Below are 17004 nucleotides of genomic sequence, written 5' to 3'. Positions count from 1 at the left end.
ACGCACCCGCACTCGCAAAACCCGGGCGACCCGGCAGACGCCTGGGCCACCCTCACGCCGGCGCCATCAGCAGCGGCCGTGCCCGCTCCCGCAGCTCCACCACCCTCGGCTCGTCCCCGTACGGCTCCAGCCGGTGCAGCAGGTCCTTCACGTACTCGGTCGTCCGCGCCGACGAGATCCGCCCCGCCACCTCCACGGCCCGCACCCCCTGCTCGCACGCCGCGTCGAGGTTTCCGGACTCCAGTTCGGCGACAGCGGAGACGACCAGCCGCAGCCCGTGCGACCGCACGAACTCCTCGGTCGGCTTCGACAGCGCCTGCTCCGTGAACCGCCGCACCTGCCGCGGCGCCTTCAGGTCCCGGTAGCACTCGGCGGCATCGGCGGCGAACCGGTCGTATCCGTAGAAACCGAGCCAGGAGGGATCGTTGTCCCCCTCCCGCGCCCGCTCCAGCCACCCCTCCGCGGCCTTCAGCGCCGCCCCCGCCGCCTGCGCGTCACCCGCACGCGCGTGTGCCCGTGCCTCGACCAGCCGGAAGAAGCTCATGGTCCGCGCGGTGGCCAGCCCCCGGTTGCGTTCGACGGCCGCCTGCGCGAGGTCGACGCCCTCGTCGCCGAACCCGCGGTACGTCGCCTGCAACGACATCGATGCCAGGACATACCCGCCGAGCGGGACATCGGCCGCCGCCCGGGCGAGCCGCAGCGCCTGGATGTAGTACCGCTGCGCGGCCTCCTGCTGTCCCGTGTCGAAGGCCATCCACCCGGCGAGCCGGGTCAGTTCGGCGCTCGCCCCGAACAGCGCCCGCCCGACCCCGTCGGAGTACGCGCCGAGCAGCAGCGGTGCCGCCTCCACCCGTAAACACTCCGGCACCATCGACGAACGCCAGTCGCCGCCCCCGTACTTGGAGTCCCAGCGCCTGGCGTCCTCGGCGGCCTCCCGCAGCTTCTGCACATCGCTGTGGCCGACTTTGAGCGGTGCGCCGGAGGCCTCGGCGGTGTTCGCCTCGCGCGCGACCGAACTGTCGGCGGGGGTTATCAGCCAGCGCGAGGCGGGCGTTGCGTACGCGCTTACTGCGAACGATCCGGCCAGCGACTGCCAGATGCCGCCGGAACCGGCCCGGCGGCCGGCGAGGTCGAGCCGGTACAGCTCGGTGGCCGAGCGCACCGCCTGTCCTACGTCCCTGGGAAAGGCGAGGCCCACTTCGGGCGCGGGATCCGCGTCCGCCAGGCCGATCTCGTGGAGCGGCACCGGGCGGCCGAGCTTCTGGCCGATCGCGGCGGCGATGAGATGCGGCGCGGCGCCCTGCGGCACCATGCCCTTCGACACCCAGCGCGCCACCGACGTCTTGTCGTAGCGAAGAGTCAACCCGCGTTGAGCGCCAAGATCGTTGACGCGACGCGCGAGTCCTGCGTTGCTGATTCCCGCGAGGGCGAGAACGGTGCCGAGTTTTTCGTTCGGCCCGCGTTGCTCCCTGGACATGCGCCACCCCTCGACACAGACGGCTGCCGCGCTGGCATAACCACGCGGCATTCGTAAACCCAGCGTAGTTCGCCGCATCCCAAGCGTTAAGGGGCATTGTTCCGGATGGCGGGATTGTGGTCCGTACGCGAGTGCGGCCCATATACGCACCGTGCACGGCATGTCGCGTCGTGCCCCCGCCGTGTGGCCGTGCGCCTGTCCGTGCGCTCTTCTCCGGCCATCGGGGGAGCGGTTCCATGGTCCCTGCGTGGGTCGGCCCGCTGTACTGGATCCAGTGGGCTGGGGGACACCGCCACCTCAATCCCCGCGGGTGGCGGACCGGTCCGGGAGGCGATGCCCGCCTCCCGGACTGTGCGCGTTCGAGTACGCGCGCGTGCGGTGCGCAAAGCATGTACGGAGCGTGCGCACCGCCGCGTCGACCTCGCCGAATTGGCCGAAAATCGACCCCACCTTCTGCGGGCGATCAACGCTCCTACCACGGGAATTGAGGGCGCGAAGGGCGTTCTGGGGGAGCGTACAGGGGGCGCATTCGCGTCGCAGTCGCCTTGTGCCGTACGGCGGTTCGCTTCTTCCGCGACTCCTCCGCGACTCCTCCGCGGCTCTTCCCCGGCACGCGCGCGTGGCCGGTCCTGCGGCAACTCCGGGAAATCTTCCGAGGATCAAAGGCGGCCCCACCGCCCCTCCGGAGCGCGTCCTTCATGGCAGCATGGGGATCCAGTTCGTACCGTGCATGGTTGTCCACAGCCTGTGGAGGCGTCGATGCGGTGGTTGGTGGGATGGAGCAGCACCGCCTCCGGTGCCGCCACGCTCGGCTCCGCCGGCGCCCTGGGATACGACGGCGAGACCGTCCACCCCGTCGGCTCCCAACTGCTGTGGGGCGACCCGGATCCGCTCTGGGCGGTCGGTGACTGGCGCCCCGACGAGGTGCGCGTCATCCAGGCGGACGCCCAGAACCGCATCGCCGTCCTCGGCACCTGCGGCGCCACCGACGAGGAGCTGCGCCTCGGCCTCTTCACGGCGCGTGGGGGCGCACTCCGGCATCTGACCGCCTGGCCCGGCAGCTACACCGCCGTCGTCCAGGTCGGCCGCCGGATCACCGTCTGCGGCGACCTCGCGGGCGCCCGCCCGGTCTTCCACACGCCTTGGTCAGGCGGTACGGCCTACGCCACGGCCGCGCTGCCGCTCGCCGACCTGATCGAGGCCAACCTCGACTACGGCCACCTCGCCGCACTCCTGGCCGCCCCCGACGTACCGGCCGCGGTGCACGACTCGACCCCGTACGAGGGCGTACGGCGCATTCCGCCGGGGCATGCGCTGATCCTGCGCACCGGGGCGCGCGAGGTCGCCGGGTACGAGCAGGTCGCCTCGCTCGCGGTCGCGGCCCCCTCCGCCGATCCCGACCGTGCGGTGGACGCCGTACGGGACGCGCTCGTAGAAGCCGTACGCGCGCGGCTGTCGGCGCCCCGGCACGTCCCGGACATCGACCCCGGCCCGGTACCGGGCATGGGCCCCGCCGAGCGGCGCGCGGCGCGCGGGATGCCGGTGCCGGGCATCGGCGCCGACCTGTCCGGCGGCCCGGCCTCCGGCACCCTCGCCCTGCTGGCCGCCGGTCTGCCCGGCATGCCCGGCACGGTCCTGGGCCACGGCACGGGCGCCGGCGAGCGCCTCCTCGCGGTCACCTTCAACGACCTCGCCGTCGGCGGCCGCGAGGCGGAGCTCGAACGCGCGGGAAACCTGGCGGCCAACCCGCGGCTGCACCACGTGGTGGTGACCGGCGGCGAGGACATGCTCCCGTACGCCGACCTGGAGGGCCCTCTGACCGACGAACCGGGCCCGTCCCTCGTGTACGCCGCCAGACACCGCGCCCGCCTCGCCGCCGGCAGCGCCGACCACTTCACCGGCTACGGCGCCCGCCAGGTCCTGGACGCGCACCCCGCGCGCCTCGCCGACCTGCTGATGGACCGCAAGCGCCGGCACCTGGTCCGCCCGGTCGCCGCGCTCGCCAAGGCCGACGGCTCGGTGATGGTCCCCGCGCGCGTGTACAGCGCGGCGCGCCGACTGGCGCGTACGCCGTACCGCGCGGGCGTCGAGTCGCTCGCCGAGCGCCTGCTGCGGCGCCGCTTCGACGACCCGGGAGGCGCGGTGGGCGCGTCCCTCGCGGCACTCACCTGGGCGAGACCCGGCCCGGCGGCGCGCTGGCTGACGGGGGAGGCGCTGGCTGAAGTATCGGTTCTGCTCCAGGGGGCGGCGAACCGCTCCGGCGTCGGCCCCGGACAGCGCCCCGGCGACTACCGCGCGCGTGCCGTCCTCGCCCGCCACGCGGCCGACATCCGCATCCTGGAGCAGGCCGCCGAGATCCGCTCCCAGCGCCTGCACGCCCCCTTCCTCGACAACCAGGTGGTCCGCGCCTGCCGCGACCTCCCCGAGGCGCTGCGCGTGCAGCCGGGGGCCCGCGCCGCCATCCTCCGCACGGTCCTGGAGGGCGCCGGCGTCGCCGACCTCCCGCCGGGCTGGGGCGCCCCCTCCCACGCCTCCTCCGCGGCCGCCACCCGCACGGGGCTGCGCGTGGCGGCCGACGATCTGATCGCCCTCTTCTCGACGCCGTTGCTGGCGCAGGCGGGCCTGGTGGAGGCGAGGGTGGTCCGCAAGGCGCTCCGCGCGGCGGCCGCGGGCGAGCCGTTGCCGCTGGACGGCCTGGCCGACCTGGTCTCCCTGGAGCTGTGGCTCCGCCGCCTGCTGTCCCGCCGGGGCACGTGCTGGACGGGGACACCGGCACGCGCCCGTGCGGTCCCTGCGGGGATACGGCCGATGCGGGGGGCGCTGGCGTCGGGGGCGTGACGAGTCGGGGTCCCCTGGGATCCCCTGGCGTCCTTTGTGGTTCGGCTTGCTCATCGAGCGCGGTCTCGACGGGCAGCGGGCCGGTGGGGGCCGGTCGCGCAGTTCCCCGCCCCCCTGGCGGGGCACCCTGCCGGTGCCGGCGAGCGCACTCCCCACCTCCACCCCGGGCCACGCTCGGGAAACCCCGTGCCTCACCATCTCGCCCCCGCGACAATGACCCGGTGCGGTACCGAATTCTGGGTGTGACCCAGGCGACTGACGACCGGGGCACCCCCATACCCGTCGGCGGCTCCCGCCTCCGCGCGCTGCTCACCGTCCTCGCCCTTCACCCCCGCCGCACCCTCACCCCCGAGACCCTCATCCAGGAGGTCTGGGCGGCGGACGACGCCCCGCCACAGGACGCCCCGGCCGCCCTCCAGGCCCTTGTCGGCCGGCTCCGCCGTGCTCTCGGCAAGGACACCATCACGTCCGGCCCCGGCGGCTACCGCCTGGCGGCGACCGAGGACGACATCGATCTGCACGTCTTCGAGCGGCAGGTACGCACAGGCACCCAGGCTCTGACCATCGGCGACCCGGCGACAGCCCACCGCGTCCTCACCGAGGCCCTCGCCCTGTGGCGCGGTCCCGCCCTCGCCGACCTCCCCGACCGCGGGCCGGCCGCCGCCCGCCCCGAGGCGCTCCGGCTGGAGGCCGTCCGTGCCCGCGCCGACGCCGCCCTCCGCCTCGGCCGCGCCTCCGACGCCGTACCGGAGCTGACCGAGCTGACCACGGCGCACCCGTACGACGAACCGCTGCACGCCCTCCTCATCCGCGCCCTGCGCGACACCGGCCGGCCGGCGGACGCCCTCGCCGCGTACGAGACCGCCCGCCGCACCCTCGCCGACGGCCTCGGCGCCGACCCCGGCCCGGAACTGAAGTCCCTGCACGTGTCGTTGCTGAGACAGGAGCCGACCCCGCCGGGCGCACACCCGCCCCGCGTCGGCAACCGGCGTCCACGGCTTACCTCTTTCGTGGGCCGGGAACCCGAACTCGACTCGGTTCGTTCCGAATTGCACAGGGCCCGCCTCGTCACCCTCACCGGACCGGGCGGCTCCGGAAAGACCCGTCTCGCCGAGGAGGCCGCCGCCGGACTCCCGCAGGCATGGCTCGTCGAGCTCGCCCCGCTCGAGCGGCCGGAGGCGGTGCCAGGCGCGGTGGTCAGTGCGCTCGGTCTGCGCGAGACCGTGCTCATGACCAACGAGCTGGCGGCCCCGCAGGCCGACCCCACTGCCCTGCTCGTCGAGTACTGCGCGCGGCGCAGCCAACTCCTGATCCTTGACAACTGCGAACATGTCATCGAAGCGGCGGCCGCCCTCGCGGAAACCCTGCTCACCCGCTGCCCGGGGCTCACGATCCTCGCCACCAGCCGTGAACCCCTCGGTGTCCCCGGTGAGTCGGTCCGCCCGGTCGAGCCGCTCGCCCTCGAGCAGGCGCACCGGCTCTTCGAGGAGCGCGCCGCCACCGTCCGTCCTGACGCCCGTGGCGCGCCGGGCGACCGGCCGGCGGTCGACGAGATCTGCCGCCGCCTGGACGGACTGCCGCTCGCCATCGAGCTCGCGGCGGCCCGGCTGCGGCTGCTGACGCCCCGGCAGATCGCCGACCGGCTCGACGACCGCTTCCGCCTGCTCACCTCCGGCAGCCGCACGCTCCTGCCCCGCCAGCAGACCCTGCGCGCGGTCGTCGACTGGTCCTGGGACCTGCTCGACGAGGGGGAGCGTACGGTCCTGCGCGAGGTGTCCGTCTTCGCCGGCGGCTGGGACCTCGCGGCCGCGGAGGCCGTGTGCACCGGCCCCGTCGCCGACCTCGTCGGTGCGCTCGTCGACAAGTCCCTGGTCGTCGCCACCCCGGACGGCCCGGACGGCACCGGCGGTATGCGCTACCGCATGCTGGAGACCATCCACGAGTACGCCGTCGAGCGTGCCGCCGAGGTCCCGGGGCTGCGCGCGGCGGCCGAGCGCCGGCACGGCGCCTGGGTGCGGGCGCTGGTGGAGGAGGCGGCGCCGAAGCTCCGGTCCGGGGAGCAGCTCCCGTGGATCCGCCGCCTGGAGACCGACCTCGACAACATCCGCGCCGCCCTCGACCGCGCGGTGTACGCGGGCGACGAGGCGCTGGCGGGCCGGATCGTCCTCGCCGTCAGCTGGTTCTGGTGGCTGCGGAACTACCGCCTGGAGGCCATGGACTGGATGGGCGCGGTGCTGCGCCTGGGCGTCGCCCGGGACGCCCTGCCGGACGGCGCCGGCCCGGAGGAACTGCGCGCGCTTGCCGAAGCGGCGGACCCGGTGGGCGCGCTGCTGGCCGCTCCGGACGCCGGCACCGGGCACCCGCTGTACGAGCTGCGCATGGACCTGCGGCTGTTCGGCCTGCTCCTGGCGTCCGAGTCCCCCTCGGCCGGCCTGGTGACGGACGAGCGGGCCCCGAAGTATGTCGCGCTGGTCCGGGGCTCTTTCGAGGCGGGCGGTCCTCGGGCCGCCCGGCTGCCGGGCATCATCTGGCCGCTGACCGCCTGGTTCCTGGGCAGCTCGGTGGACGTCGGCCCCGACATGGCCGCCGTCGTCGCCAACTGCCGGGTGTACGGCGGCGACTGGGAGATCGGCGTCACCCTGATGTACCGCGCCCATGTCATGGTCGACTCGCCGGGCAATCTGCGGGGCGTCGACGAGGACCTGGCGGAGCTGCGGATCCTCAGCCGGCGCGTCGGGGACCGCTGGATGCGGGCACAGGTGTGCAGCGCGGCCGGTGAGGCGGCCATGGCGCGCGGCCTGTTCACGGAGGCCGAGACCGAGTACGAGGAGGCGCTGCGGCTGGCCCACGAGGTCGGCGCGTACGCCGAGACGCCGTTCCTGATCGCTCGGCTAGCCGAGATCGCCTACCGCTCCGGCGACCGGGCGACCGCCCGCGCCACCCTGGACCGGGCGAGCGAGGCCTCCGACCGGTACGGGGTGGCGGAGTCGCAGGCGTTCGTGGCGCTGCTGCGGGCGCACATGGCCCAGCATGAGGGGGATCTGGCCCAGGCGCGCGCGTTCTGCGAGGCCGCCCGCGCCGCGACGCTGGGCGGCAACCCGCCACCGCAGTTCATGGCGGGGTTCCACGCGGTCGATGCCCTGATCACGGCGATGGAGCACGGCCCACGGCAGGGGCTGCCGATCCTGACCGGGGGACTGCGCGAGGCGATGGAGGCCCGGTGCGCCGAGGCGATCACGGCGGCGCTGGTGGACGTCGGCGCCGACCTGCTGGCCCGGCTCGGCGATCTGGCGGGTGCGGTACGGCTGTTCGCCGCCACCGACCACTGGCGGGTCGGCAGCGTCCGACCGGAGCCGGAGGCGACCCGTGCCGTGGAGATCGACGCGGCCGCCCGCGCGGTGCTGACCCCGGAGCGCTACGCGGCCGAGTGCTTGCGCGGTGCGTCCCTCACCGAGGAGGACGTCCTGCGCGAGCTGAGCAGGACGCCCACGGGCACCGCTACCGGCAGGTGAACTTCGAGTCGGCCCAGTCGGCGAGCGCCACCGAGTCGAAGCCGGTCCCCGGTTCGACCACCAGACGCACGGTCCGGTGCCCGGCGAGGTTCACATGGACGGGCACGGCGGCCTGCCCGCCCTCGACCGTCCCGGACTGCCACAGCCGCTCCCCGTCCGCGTATACGGCGAAGGCGACCTTGCCGAGGCCGAGCGTCATGTCGTCGACGCCGGCCATCGCGTCGTAGGCGGTGCACTCGCGGTTGAGGTCGATGGTGACGGAGGACCGGCCGTGCACGGTGACGCCGTTCGCATACCGCTCGTCGGCGACCGTCACCCCGTACCGCTGCCACACCCAGCTGCTCTCGCCGAGCCGCATCTCGGGCTGGGTGCCGTCGCCGGTGACGTCGAAGCGCAGCTCGCTCCACTGGTAGACGACCGGGGCGGGCGGCGGCGTGGGCGTCGGGGTGGGAGTGGGGGTCGGCTTCGGGGTCGGCGTGGGCGTGGGGGTCGGCCTGGGGCTCGGGGTGGGCTTCGGAGTCGGGGTCGGGCTCGGGGTGGGTGTGGGGGTCGGCTCCGGGGCGAGGACGACCGGCTGGGGTCGTGGCGCCCGCTTCGGCGGGGCGGGGCTCGGGGTCGGTGTCCCGGGCTCGACGACCGGCGCGGAGGGGGTGGGGCGGGCCACCGCCTTGGTCGGGTGGCTGTCGTTCACCAGGGCGAGGGCCAGCGCGGCGGCGGCCACCGCGACCACCCCGGCCGCGATACCGGCCTTCACCGGCGCCCCCAGTCCCTCCGAGGCCGCGGCACCACCGGCCCCGCCGCCCGCCCCGCCGGACGAACCGCCCGCCGCGGCGGCCGCGCCCGCGGCCCCCACTCCGGCCCCGCCCGCGATGATCCCGAGCGCCTTGGCGTACCCGGCGGCCCCGAACCAGCCGATGACCGCGACCGGTACGACGGCCGGGATACCGGCGGCGACCTCCTCGATCTGGGCGGCGGCCAGCCGGCACTTGGCGCACTCCTCCAGATGCTTGCGCAGCCCCCGCTCCGCGCGGATGCGCAGCTTGCGGCGGGCGTAGCCGCCGAGCTGGTCGGCGTAGCGGGCGCACTCCTCGTCGTCGATGAGAGAGGCGCTCACATGGGCCTGGAGGTAGGCCTGCTTCAGCCCCTCACGGGCCCGGCTGGCGAGGACGCGGGTGCCGTTGGCATCCAGCCCGAACAGGGGGGCCACCTCGCTCGGCGACTCGTCCTCGACCTCGGTGTGCCACAGCACCGCCTGCCAGCGCTCGGGCAGCGAACGGAAGGCCTGCATCGCCATCGACTGCTCGGCCTCGTGCATCGCCCGCACATCGGCGCCGAGGTCGAGCCCCGCTCCGGAGGAGCCAATGGACCCAGTGGTGTCGGTGACTTCGGAGCCGCGCGAGGACTGCGCCGCGAACAGCGCGAAGTCGTCGACGAGTTGCTCACGCCGGGCCGACTTGATCCACTGCGCGGCGACCCGCCGTACGGAGGTGAGCAGATAGGCGCGCACCGCGTACTCGGGCCCGGCCCCGCCGCGCACCGCCTGCAGCATCCGGGCGAACACCTCGGCGGTCAGGTCGTCCGCGGTGTGCCCGTCCCGGCAGCAGGTCCGCGCGTACCGCCGTACCGCGTCCGCGTGCCGCCGGTACAACTCCTCGTACGCCGAGTCGTCGCCACCCCGCATCCGCTCGATCAACTGGCTGTCGGCGGGCGGCAGCTCCCGGGGCGGCGGCAGCAGACTCCCGCTCCGCTGTGCCGGAACGTTCCCTTCCGGCGGTTCGCCGACGGGCGGAACACCGGGCCGCCCGCCCTGGCTGGGCACCTGCGGCGAGGTCAGTTCCTCACCGGCGGACTCGTCCCACCCGTCAACGCTCATCGCGGAACGCCCCCGATGCCTGCCCAACCCGACCGAATCACCGGGTCAGACTGCCACATTGGCTTTTGTTCAGCCCCCGCGCGACGGACCTACCACTCGTCCGAGCGCACTTGCCAGCGCGGTGTACTGACGATCACCCTGAAGGGGAAGCACCGACCGGCGGGAGTCGCGCCCCTGCAAGGGGCGCGAGGCCCTGCCAATGTCCGGCTCCGCCGCGTGGGCGAGACCGGCCACAGTCCATCCGCATCAGCCCACGGCCATCGAGGGCACATGCTGCTGCGCCGCCCGGCCAAGCACAGGGCACCGTCACGGCACCGTCAAGGCCGGGACCGCAGCCCCTCCAGCAGGATGTCCAGCAGCCGCGACGAAGCCGCCGCCTGCTGTGCCGGATCCGGCAGCGAGGGTGCCGCCGTGGCGATCACCAGGAGCACGTCGGACACCGAGACATCCGCCCGCAACTCACCCGCCGCGCGAGCCCGTTCCACCAGCCGCCCGACGACTTCGAGCAGCGCGGCCGCTCCCGAGTCGTCGTCGGCGCCGGCCGTCGGCTCCCGTTCCTCCGGCACCAGCCGCAACTCGGCGGCGCCCGACTGCGTCCGCTGCTGCGGCACCCGGGCCTCGTCGGCCCCGGCCCCGGAACCGCCGACCTCCTCCGGCACCCCGACGCGCAGCACCTGCGGCGGCAGCAACCGCCCCGCCCCCGACGCCACCGAGGTCCGCAGGAAGCGCGACAGCGCCGACCACGGCTCGTCCTCCTGCCCGAGCGCGGTCCGCGCCTGGTCGGTCAGCCGGGAGGTCTCCTCCTCGGCTATCCGCCGGACCAGCACGTCCTTGCTGGGGAAGCGCCGGTACACCGTGCCGACCCCGACCCGCGCCCGCCGCGCCACGTCCTCCATCGGCGCGCCGTAACCCAGCTCGCCGAAGACCTCACGTGCCGCACGCAGCACGTGCTCCAGATTGCGCTGTGCGTCCACCCGCAGCGGCGTCGTACGCGGCCCGTCGCCACGTCCGTTGCCCGTCGCCGCGCTCACCGTTGTGCCGCCCGTCGCGAGGGCGGAAGCCGATGACCAATGTGTGTCCTGAATATGCATCTGTGTTCCCCCGGTTAATGACGTCTCCCCCCGGAGACTCTCCCCGCACTGTGAAAGCCGGAGCGAGTGGAACTGTCGCCGATCCATGGACCGCCGGCCGGGCGAACCCGCCCGTCGCGGACCGTTCGGCCACACCCTCTACACCCCGTCGACACACGAACATAGTTGAGAGGCTGTCAATTCAGAAGGGGGACGTTCCGCACGGAGCGCCCCCCGATCGGAGTACGGGTCGCTTACATCCCGATTCGCTGCCTTCGCGCCCCCTCGTCCGCCCCCGCTGACCTGGCCCCTTTCGTCCGGCTCCGGCCGCGCGCCCAGCACCCCGCACAGCAGCCCGCCGGTCACACAAATTGCCGGGGCTGTGGACAAACAACAGTCACGGGTGCGTCATGGGATGGTGAAGGAACGTGCGCGCATTCTCGTTGTCGGCGGCGGCTACGTCGGGATGTACACGGCCCTGCGGCTCCAGCGGAAGCTGAAGGCGGAGCTCAGGCGGGACGAGGTCGACATCACTGTCGTCACCCCCGATCCCTACATGACGTATCAGCCGTTCCTTCCCGAAGCGGCCGCGGGTTCGATTTCCCCTCGTCATGTCGTCGTACCCCTGCGGCGCGTTCTGGACCGGTGCCATGTCGTCATCGGCGAGGTGACGTCCGTCGAGCACGCCAAGCGCACCGCCGAAGTCACCACCCTCGCCACCGCCGAGGAGCGAAAAGGCGCCACGTTCCTCGAATACGACGAACTGGTCCTCGCGCCCGGCTCGATCGCGCGCACGCTGCCCATCCCCGGTCTCGCCGAGCACGGCATCGGCTTCAAGACCGTCGAGGAGGCCATCGGCCTGCGCAACCACGTCATCGAGCAGATGGACATCGCCTCCTCCACCCGCGACCCCGCGATCCGCGACGCGGCCCTCACCTTCGTCTTCGTCGGCGGCGGCTACGCGGGCGTGGAAGCCCTCGGCGAACTGGAGGACATGGCCCGCTACGCCACGCGGTACTACCACAACGTGCAGCCCGAGGACATGAAGTGGATCCTCGTCGAGGCCACCGACCGGATCCTGCCGGAGGTCGGCCCCGAGATGGGCCGCTACACCGTCACCGAGCTGCGCCGCCGCAACATCCAGGTGCTGCTGAGCACCCGCCTGGAATCCTGCGTCGACCGCATCGCCGTCCTCAGTGACGGCCAGCGCTTCCCGGCCCGCACGCTCGTGTGGACGGCCGGCGTCAAACCGCACCCCGTGCTCGCGGCCACCGATCTTCCGCTCACCGCGCGCGGGCGGCTGAAGTGCACCGCCGAGCTGACGATCGACGGCGTCGACCACGCGTGGGCCGCGGGCGACGCCGCCGCCGTTCCCGACGTCACCGCCGCCGAACCCGGCACCGAGACCGCCCCCAACGCACAGCACGCGGTCCGCCAGGCCAGGGTCCTCGGCGACAACATCGTCCACGCGCTGCGCGGTGAACCCCTCGACACCTACGCCCACGCCTACGTCGGCTCGGTCGCCTCTCTGGGACTGCACAAAGGCGTCGCCCAGGTCTACGGGCGCAAGCTGAAGGGCTACCCTGCCTGGTTCATGCACCGCGTCTACCACCTGAGCAGGGTGCCCACCTTCAACCGCAAGGCCCGTGTGCTCGCCGAATGGATCCTCTCCGGGCTCTTCAAACGGGAGATCGTCTCGCTCGGATCACTCGAACATCCCCGAGCGGAGTTCGAACTCGCGGCCGGTGGAAAGCCTCCTCACAGTCCTTCCGACGACTCGAACGGGTCGTCCTGACGGAACTCAGGAACTCCACGGCCCGCCCCGGCGTCTGACGGATGTCGCCGCCGACGGCCACCCTGCCAGAATGCCCCCCGACCGAGCACAAGGCTTCTCCCCAGAACTGCACCGGGGGACTTCCCCCGGCTCCCGGCCGCTCCCGTTAGCCGGCCGGAGACGACGACACGAGGCAAGGATTCGTGAACTTCACGCGCTGGAGCGCCCGGCTCCCCGGAACGCAGCGCCGCGCCGCAGCGCGGACCGAGCACGCGGTCCCCCCGGACCGACGGGGGGAAGGCTCCGTGCCCGCTGCCCGCGTCGAACAGCTGACCGACGACTCGCCGTGTCTGCCCGCCGTCGACGAGCTGCCCGCCCGAGACGTCCTGGACCGCGTGCCGGCCCTGGTCGCCCTCGTCCAAGGCCCCGACCACCACATCGCGTACGTCAACGACGCCTATACGACGGCCTTCGGCGTACGGCCCCCGGGCGCCCCCGCCCGCGAGGCCCTGCCCGAACTCGCCGAACTCGGTCTGCTCCCCCTCCTCGACCAGGTCCTGCGCAGCGGCAAGCCCCGCACCCTGAAGTCACGCAAGGCGCTCGACGGCCGCACCTACACGTTCACCTGCACACCCGTCGCCGAGAACGGCGACCAGGACGGCGGCGTCCTCCTCTTCGCTACCGACGTCACCGACCACGCGGAGGCGGCCGAGCGGCTGCGCGCCAGCGAGCGCCGCCAGCGCGAGACGGCCGTGACCCTCCAGCGCAGCCTCCTCCCGCAGGAACTCGAACAACCGGACGACCTGCGCATCGCCGCGACCTACCAGCCCGGCGGCACCGAGGCCGCGGTCGGCGGCGACTGGTACGACGTCATCACCCTCGGCGGCGGCCGCACCGCACTCGTCATCGGCGACGTGATGGGCCGGGGCGTCCGCGCGGCGGCCGTCATGGGCCAGCTCCGTACGGCGGTCCGCGCCTACGCCCGCCTGGACCTCCCCCCGCACGAGGTCCTCCAGCTCCTCGACGGCCTCGCCACCGAGATCGACGCCAATCAGATCGCCACCTGCGCCTACGCCGTCCACGACCCGAACGAGGGCCGGCTGGTGTACGCCTCGGCCGGCCACCTGCCGATCCTGGTTCGCGACGAGAACGGAAGCGTGCTCCGCACCGACGAGCCGAACGGCCCGCCACTGGGCACGGGCGGCTGGATCCACACGTCGGGTTCGGTACCGCTGGGCCCCGGCTCCACGGCCGTCCTCTACACGGACGGCCTGGTGGAACGCCGTAACGAGGACCTGGACGAGGGCATCGCCGCGCTCGAACGCGCGCTGGCGGGAGCCACCGGCACCCCGCAGGTCATCTGCGACCGCCTGGTCCGCTCGGCCGGCGTCACGGCCGACCACGACGACGATGTCGCCGTCCTGGTCCTCCAGCACCCGGCCCGTACGGGTCCCGACGGCGAGCTGTTCCGCAACGCTGCGCTGGAACTCCTCGGCGGCGTCGAAGCGGCACCACGCGCGCGTGCGTTCGCCTCCGGCGTGCTGACCAGCTGGCGCTTCCCGGTCGAACTCCACGACCTGGGCGTCCTCGCCACGAGCGAGCTGGTCGCCAACTCCCTCCAGCACGGCACCCCACCCATGCGGCTGCGGCTCCGCCGCACCGACCGCCGCCTGATCATCGAGGTGACGGACGGCGACGACCACCTGCCGAGGAGACGCCGCGCGGAACCGGGCGACGAGTCGGGCCGGGGGATCGCGATCGTGGCGACGATCGCTTCGGGGTGGGGGTCGAGAAGGACACCGGGGGGTGGAAAGGCGGTGTGGTGCGAGTTCGTACTGCCGAAGGGATAAGGGAGAGGGGATAAGGGATAGGGGATAAGGGATAGGGGGAGGCCCAGTTCTGGCTGTCGCCAGGTGCGGGCCGGGCGCGCAGTTCCCCGCGCCCCCGAAGGGGCGCTTCCCCAGCCGTGGCCTGCACAGCTGCGGGCAGTCGCGTCCCCCTCAGTGCCTTGGGGCCTGGCAGGTGCCCAAGGCGGCACGGGTGGGCGCGGCGGCACCCTAGGCGGACACGGACTCCGCCGTAGCTCCGCCCCGTGCCACGACCACGGTCTTCGAGGCGATCCACGGCTGGTCCTGGGCGAGAGTCAGCCGCCTGCCGAGCCGCACCGCCAGCACACTGATCCCCAGCGAGAACAGCAGGAACGTCACGACATACGGCGCCTGCAGCGAGGCTCCCATCGGGCCCCCCACCGCCGGACCCACGGCCAACGCCAACTGTTTCACCAGCGCGAACGCCGAGTTGTACTGTCCGGCCAGCCCCGTCGGCGCAAGGTCGGCGACCAGCGGAGCGACCGTCGGCGACAGCATCGCCTCACCCAGCCCGAACAGCGCGTACGTCGACACGAACGCGGCCGTCGCCATCTCCTGGCTGCCGTGTCCCAGCCCCGCGTACCCCGCCGCGACCCACGCCACGGCCCAGATCAGCCCGACCCCCGCGATCACCCGGGACCGCCGCCGGCGCTCCACGAACTTGAGCACGGCGAACTGGGCGACCACGATCATCAGGGTGTTCGCGGCCAGCGCGGTGCCCAGCGCGGACGTCGATATCCCCGCCGCCTCGACGCCGTACGCGCTCAGCCCGGACTCGAACTGTCCGTAGCACGCGAAGAACAGCACAAAGCCCAGCACGCACAGCTGCACCATCGCGCGGTTCCTGAGCAGCTGCTGCCAGGCGCCCCTGGCGCCCGAGGCCGGAACGCCCGCGATCCGCGGTGCGTGCGGTATCCGCACCGTCGACATCACCACGACCAGCAGCAGGAACATCGCCGCCTCGATCGCGAACAGCAGGGTGAAGGAGGAGACCCGGGCCGTATCGACGAGGTGGCCGCCGATGAGGCCGCCGACACCCAGCCCCAGGTTCTGCAGGAAGAACTGCGTCGCGAACGCACGGGACCGGGTCTCCGCCGTCGAGGAGTCCACGATCATCGTCGCCAGCGCCGGCTGCATCACGGCCTGCCCGGCCCCGAGCAGTGCGGCCGCGGCCAGCACGGTCGCCGCCTGTCCCGCCAGGCCCAGGCTCAGCGCCCCTATCGCGGCCATGACCAAGGCGGTGAGAAGGACCGGCAGTGGGCCGCGCCGCACGATCGCCCGGCCGGCGAACGGCAGCACGATCATCGCGGCCACGGCGAAGACGGCGAGCACGAACCCCGCCGTCATGGCACCCAGCCCCCGCACCTGCGCCACATAGACGTACAGGTAGGGGACGGTGAAGCCCAGCCCGAACGCGCTGAGTGCGTTGCCCACGTGGATCCGGCGCATCGCTGCGCCCATCGCCCTGGTCACGTTCACCTCTCTCAGGTCGTCAAGTCAGCAGACTGCTGAAGTCTGAAGACTTTGAAGCTAAAGTTCGAAGCTAAAGACTACATGGCGAAGGACTTCAATGCCAAGCTCGCTCGTGCCATACTGCGGGCATGGCCGACACCACCGGCGCCGGCGAGCCGACACTCGACGAACAGATCGCCGCCTACCAGCGCGAGTTCCAGGACCTCGACCCCCAGGTCGAGAAGGTCGTCTCGGCGCTGTCCCGGCTCAACCGCCGGATGCACGTCGCCTACGGCCGCCAGACCTCGGCCCTCGGCATCAGCAACGCCGAGTGGGAGGTCCTCAAAGCCCTCGTCCTCTCCGGCGCCCCCTACCGCATGGGCCCCAGCGAGCTGGCCAAGCGGCTCGGTCTCACCCCGGCCGCGATGACCCACCGCATCGACCGGATGGTCGCCGAGGGTCTGGTCACCCGGGAGCGGGACGAGTCCAACCGCGTCCGGGTGATCGTCGAGCTGACACCCGAGGGCCGCGAGAAGTGGCTGGAGGCCATGCGCCTCGCCTCCGTCTTCGAGGAGGAACTGCTCCAGGACCTCTCCCCGGCGGAGCGTGGTGTGCTCGGCGAGGTCCTCACCAGGCTGCTGCGTCGGGTGGAGCACGCCCAGCCCGACGCCGGCGGTCGCCTCACCGACCTGGACTGACGCAGGTCACGGAGGCGGGAAAAAAATCTTGACAGGGGTACTTGACACCCCCCTGCCCGCTCCGTAGAGTTCTTCGGGTTGCCACGGGGCCGTAACGGTTCTGCGGCAGCACCTCCGCCGCATTAGCGGCACCCAAACCATCAGTACGATCTCCCGACCGGGTTGATTTCGGCGTGCCCGAATTCAATTCGATTTCGGGTCTCTGTGCTGTCCGGTCGAGCCACTAAGGCCCGATTGGGCATCGCGGAGCGGATCCGCTAAGGTTTGAGACGTCGGAACGGCCCAACAGCCGGGAAGGCAACACCCGCTGACCGGGAATCAGACGCCGAAAGCATCTGATAGAGTCGGAACCGCCGGAAAGGGAAACGCGAGAGCGGGAACCTGGAAAGCGCCGAGGAAATCGGATCGGAAAACGGTCTGATAGAGTCGGAAACGCAAGAAC

Annotated in this window: 9 protein-coding genes; 5 read left to right on the top strand and 4 right to left on the bottom strand. The window is 72.8% G+C overall.

What is annotated here, in order from left to right; all coding sequences use genetic code 11:
* Positions 1–52: 52 nt before the first annotated feature.
* Positions 53–1477, bottom strand: a complete 1425-nt coding sequence (locus AB0D59_RS47940; protein WP_362578463.1) for an MFS transporter — start codon at positions 1475–1477, stop codon at positions 53–55.
* Between the two features lie 759 nt (positions 1478–2236).
* Between AB0D59_RS47940 and AB0D59_RS47935 the strand changes: the two genes are divergently transcribed.
* Positions 2237–4315: an asparagine synthase-related protein gene (locus AB0D59_RS47935; RefSeq protein ID WP_362578460.1), complete on the top strand. Its 2079-nt coding sequence runs from the start codon at positions 2237–2239 to the stop codon at positions 4313–4315.
* 221 nt (positions 4316–4536) lie between these two features.
* The gene (locus AB0D59_RS47930; RefSeq protein WP_362578457.1) at positions 4537–7827 is read left to right on the top strand and encodes a BTAD domain-containing putative transcriptional regulator; all 3291 of its coding nucleotides are present in this window, start codon (positions 4537–4539) and stop codon (positions 7825–7827) included.
* Here the strand turns inward: AB0D59_RS47930 and AB0D59_RS47925 are convergent.
* Entirely contained in the window at positions 7814–9700 is a 1887-nt protein-coding gene (locus AB0D59_RS47925) for a sigma-70 family RNA polymerase sigma factor (protein WP_362578454.1), read from the bottom strand. The genes AB0D59_RS47930 and AB0D59_RS47925 overlap by 14 nt on opposite strands.
* A gap of 317 nt (positions 9701–10017) precedes the next feature.
* Positions 10018–10791 carry a helix-turn-helix domain-containing protein gene (locus AB0D59_RS47920; protein WP_362578451.1) on the bottom strand — a complete coding sequence of 258 codons (774 nt, stop codon included), beginning with the start codon at positions 10789–10791 and terminating at the stop codon, positions 10018–10020.
* Positions 10792–11185: 394 nt separating this feature from the next.
* Here AB0D59_RS47920 and AB0D59_RS47915 point away from each other — a divergent pair, with 394 nt between their 5' ends.
* Together AB0D59_RS47915 and AB0D59_RS47910 are read left to right on the top strand one after the other, a co-directional pair.
* Positions 11186–12565, top strand: a complete 1380-nt coding sequence (locus AB0D59_RS47915) for an NAD(P)/FAD-dependent oxidoreductase (RefSeq protein ID WP_362578449.1) — start codon at positions 11186–11188, stop codon at positions 12563–12565.
* A 182-nt stretch (positions 12566–12747) separates the two neighbouring features.
* Positions 12748–14394, top strand: coding sequence for a SpoIIE family protein phosphatase (locus tag AB0D59_RS47910; RefSeq protein ID WP_362578446.1), 1647 nt, complete (start codon positions 12748–12750; stop codon positions 14392–14394).
* Between the two features lie 207 nt (positions 14395–14601).
* Here the strand turns inward: AB0D59_RS47910 and AB0D59_RS47905 are convergent, their stop codons facing one another.
* Positions 14602–15861 (bottom strand): MFS transporter, encoded by a 1260-nt coding sequence (locus AB0D59_RS47905; protein ID WP_362578557.1) that lies wholly within the window; start codon positions 15859–15861, stop codon positions 14602–14604.
* Positions 15862–16013: 152 nt separating this feature from the next.
* On the opposite strand from AB0D59_RS47905, the gene AB0D59_RS47900 reads away from it, so the two are divergent.
* Positions 16014–16562, top strand: a complete 549-nt coding sequence (locus AB0D59_RS47900) for a MarR family transcriptional regulator (protein WP_351744371.1) — start codon at positions 16014–16016, stop codon at positions 16560–16562.
* Positions 16563–17004 lie beyond the last annotated feature (442 nt).

It is taken from the genome of Streptomyces sp. NPDC048417 (assembly GCF_040651615.1).
Lineage (GTDB): Bacteria > Actinomycetota > Actinomycetes > Streptomycetales > Streptomycetaceae > Streptomyces.
The sequence above is the reverse complement of the archived record's forward strand: the minus strand, read 5'-3'. Positions and strand labels throughout refer to the sequence as shown.

Coding starts and splice junctions, on each gene's coding strand:
- AB0D59_RS47940 (WP_362578463.1), bottom strand. CDS start 1,477: ATGTCCAGGGAGCAACGCGGGCCGAACGAAAAACTCGGCACCGTTCTC.
- AB0D59_RS47935 (WP_362578460.1), top strand. CDS start 2,237: ATGCGGTGGTTGGTGGGATGGAGCAGCACCGCCTCCGGTGCCGCCACG.
- AB0D59_RS47925 (WP_362578454.1), bottom strand. CDS start 9,700: ATGAGCGTTGACGGGTGGGACGAGTCCGCCGGTGAGGAACTGACCTCG.
- AB0D59_RS47920 (WP_362578451.1), bottom strand. CDS start 10,791: ATGCATATTCAGGACACACATTGGTCATCGGCTTCCGCCCTCGCGACG.
- AB0D59_RS47915 (WP_362578449.1), top strand. CDS start 11,186: ATGGTGAAGGAACGTGCGCGCATTCTCGTTGTCGGCGGCGGCTACGTC.
- AB0D59_RS47905 (WP_362578557.1), bottom strand. CDS start 15,861: ATGCGCCGGATCCACGTGGGCAACGCACTCAGCGCGTTCGGGCTGGGC.
- AB0D59_RS47900 (WP_351744371.1), top strand. CDS start 16,014: ATGGCCGACACCACCGGCGCCGGCGAGCCGACACTCGACGAACAGATC.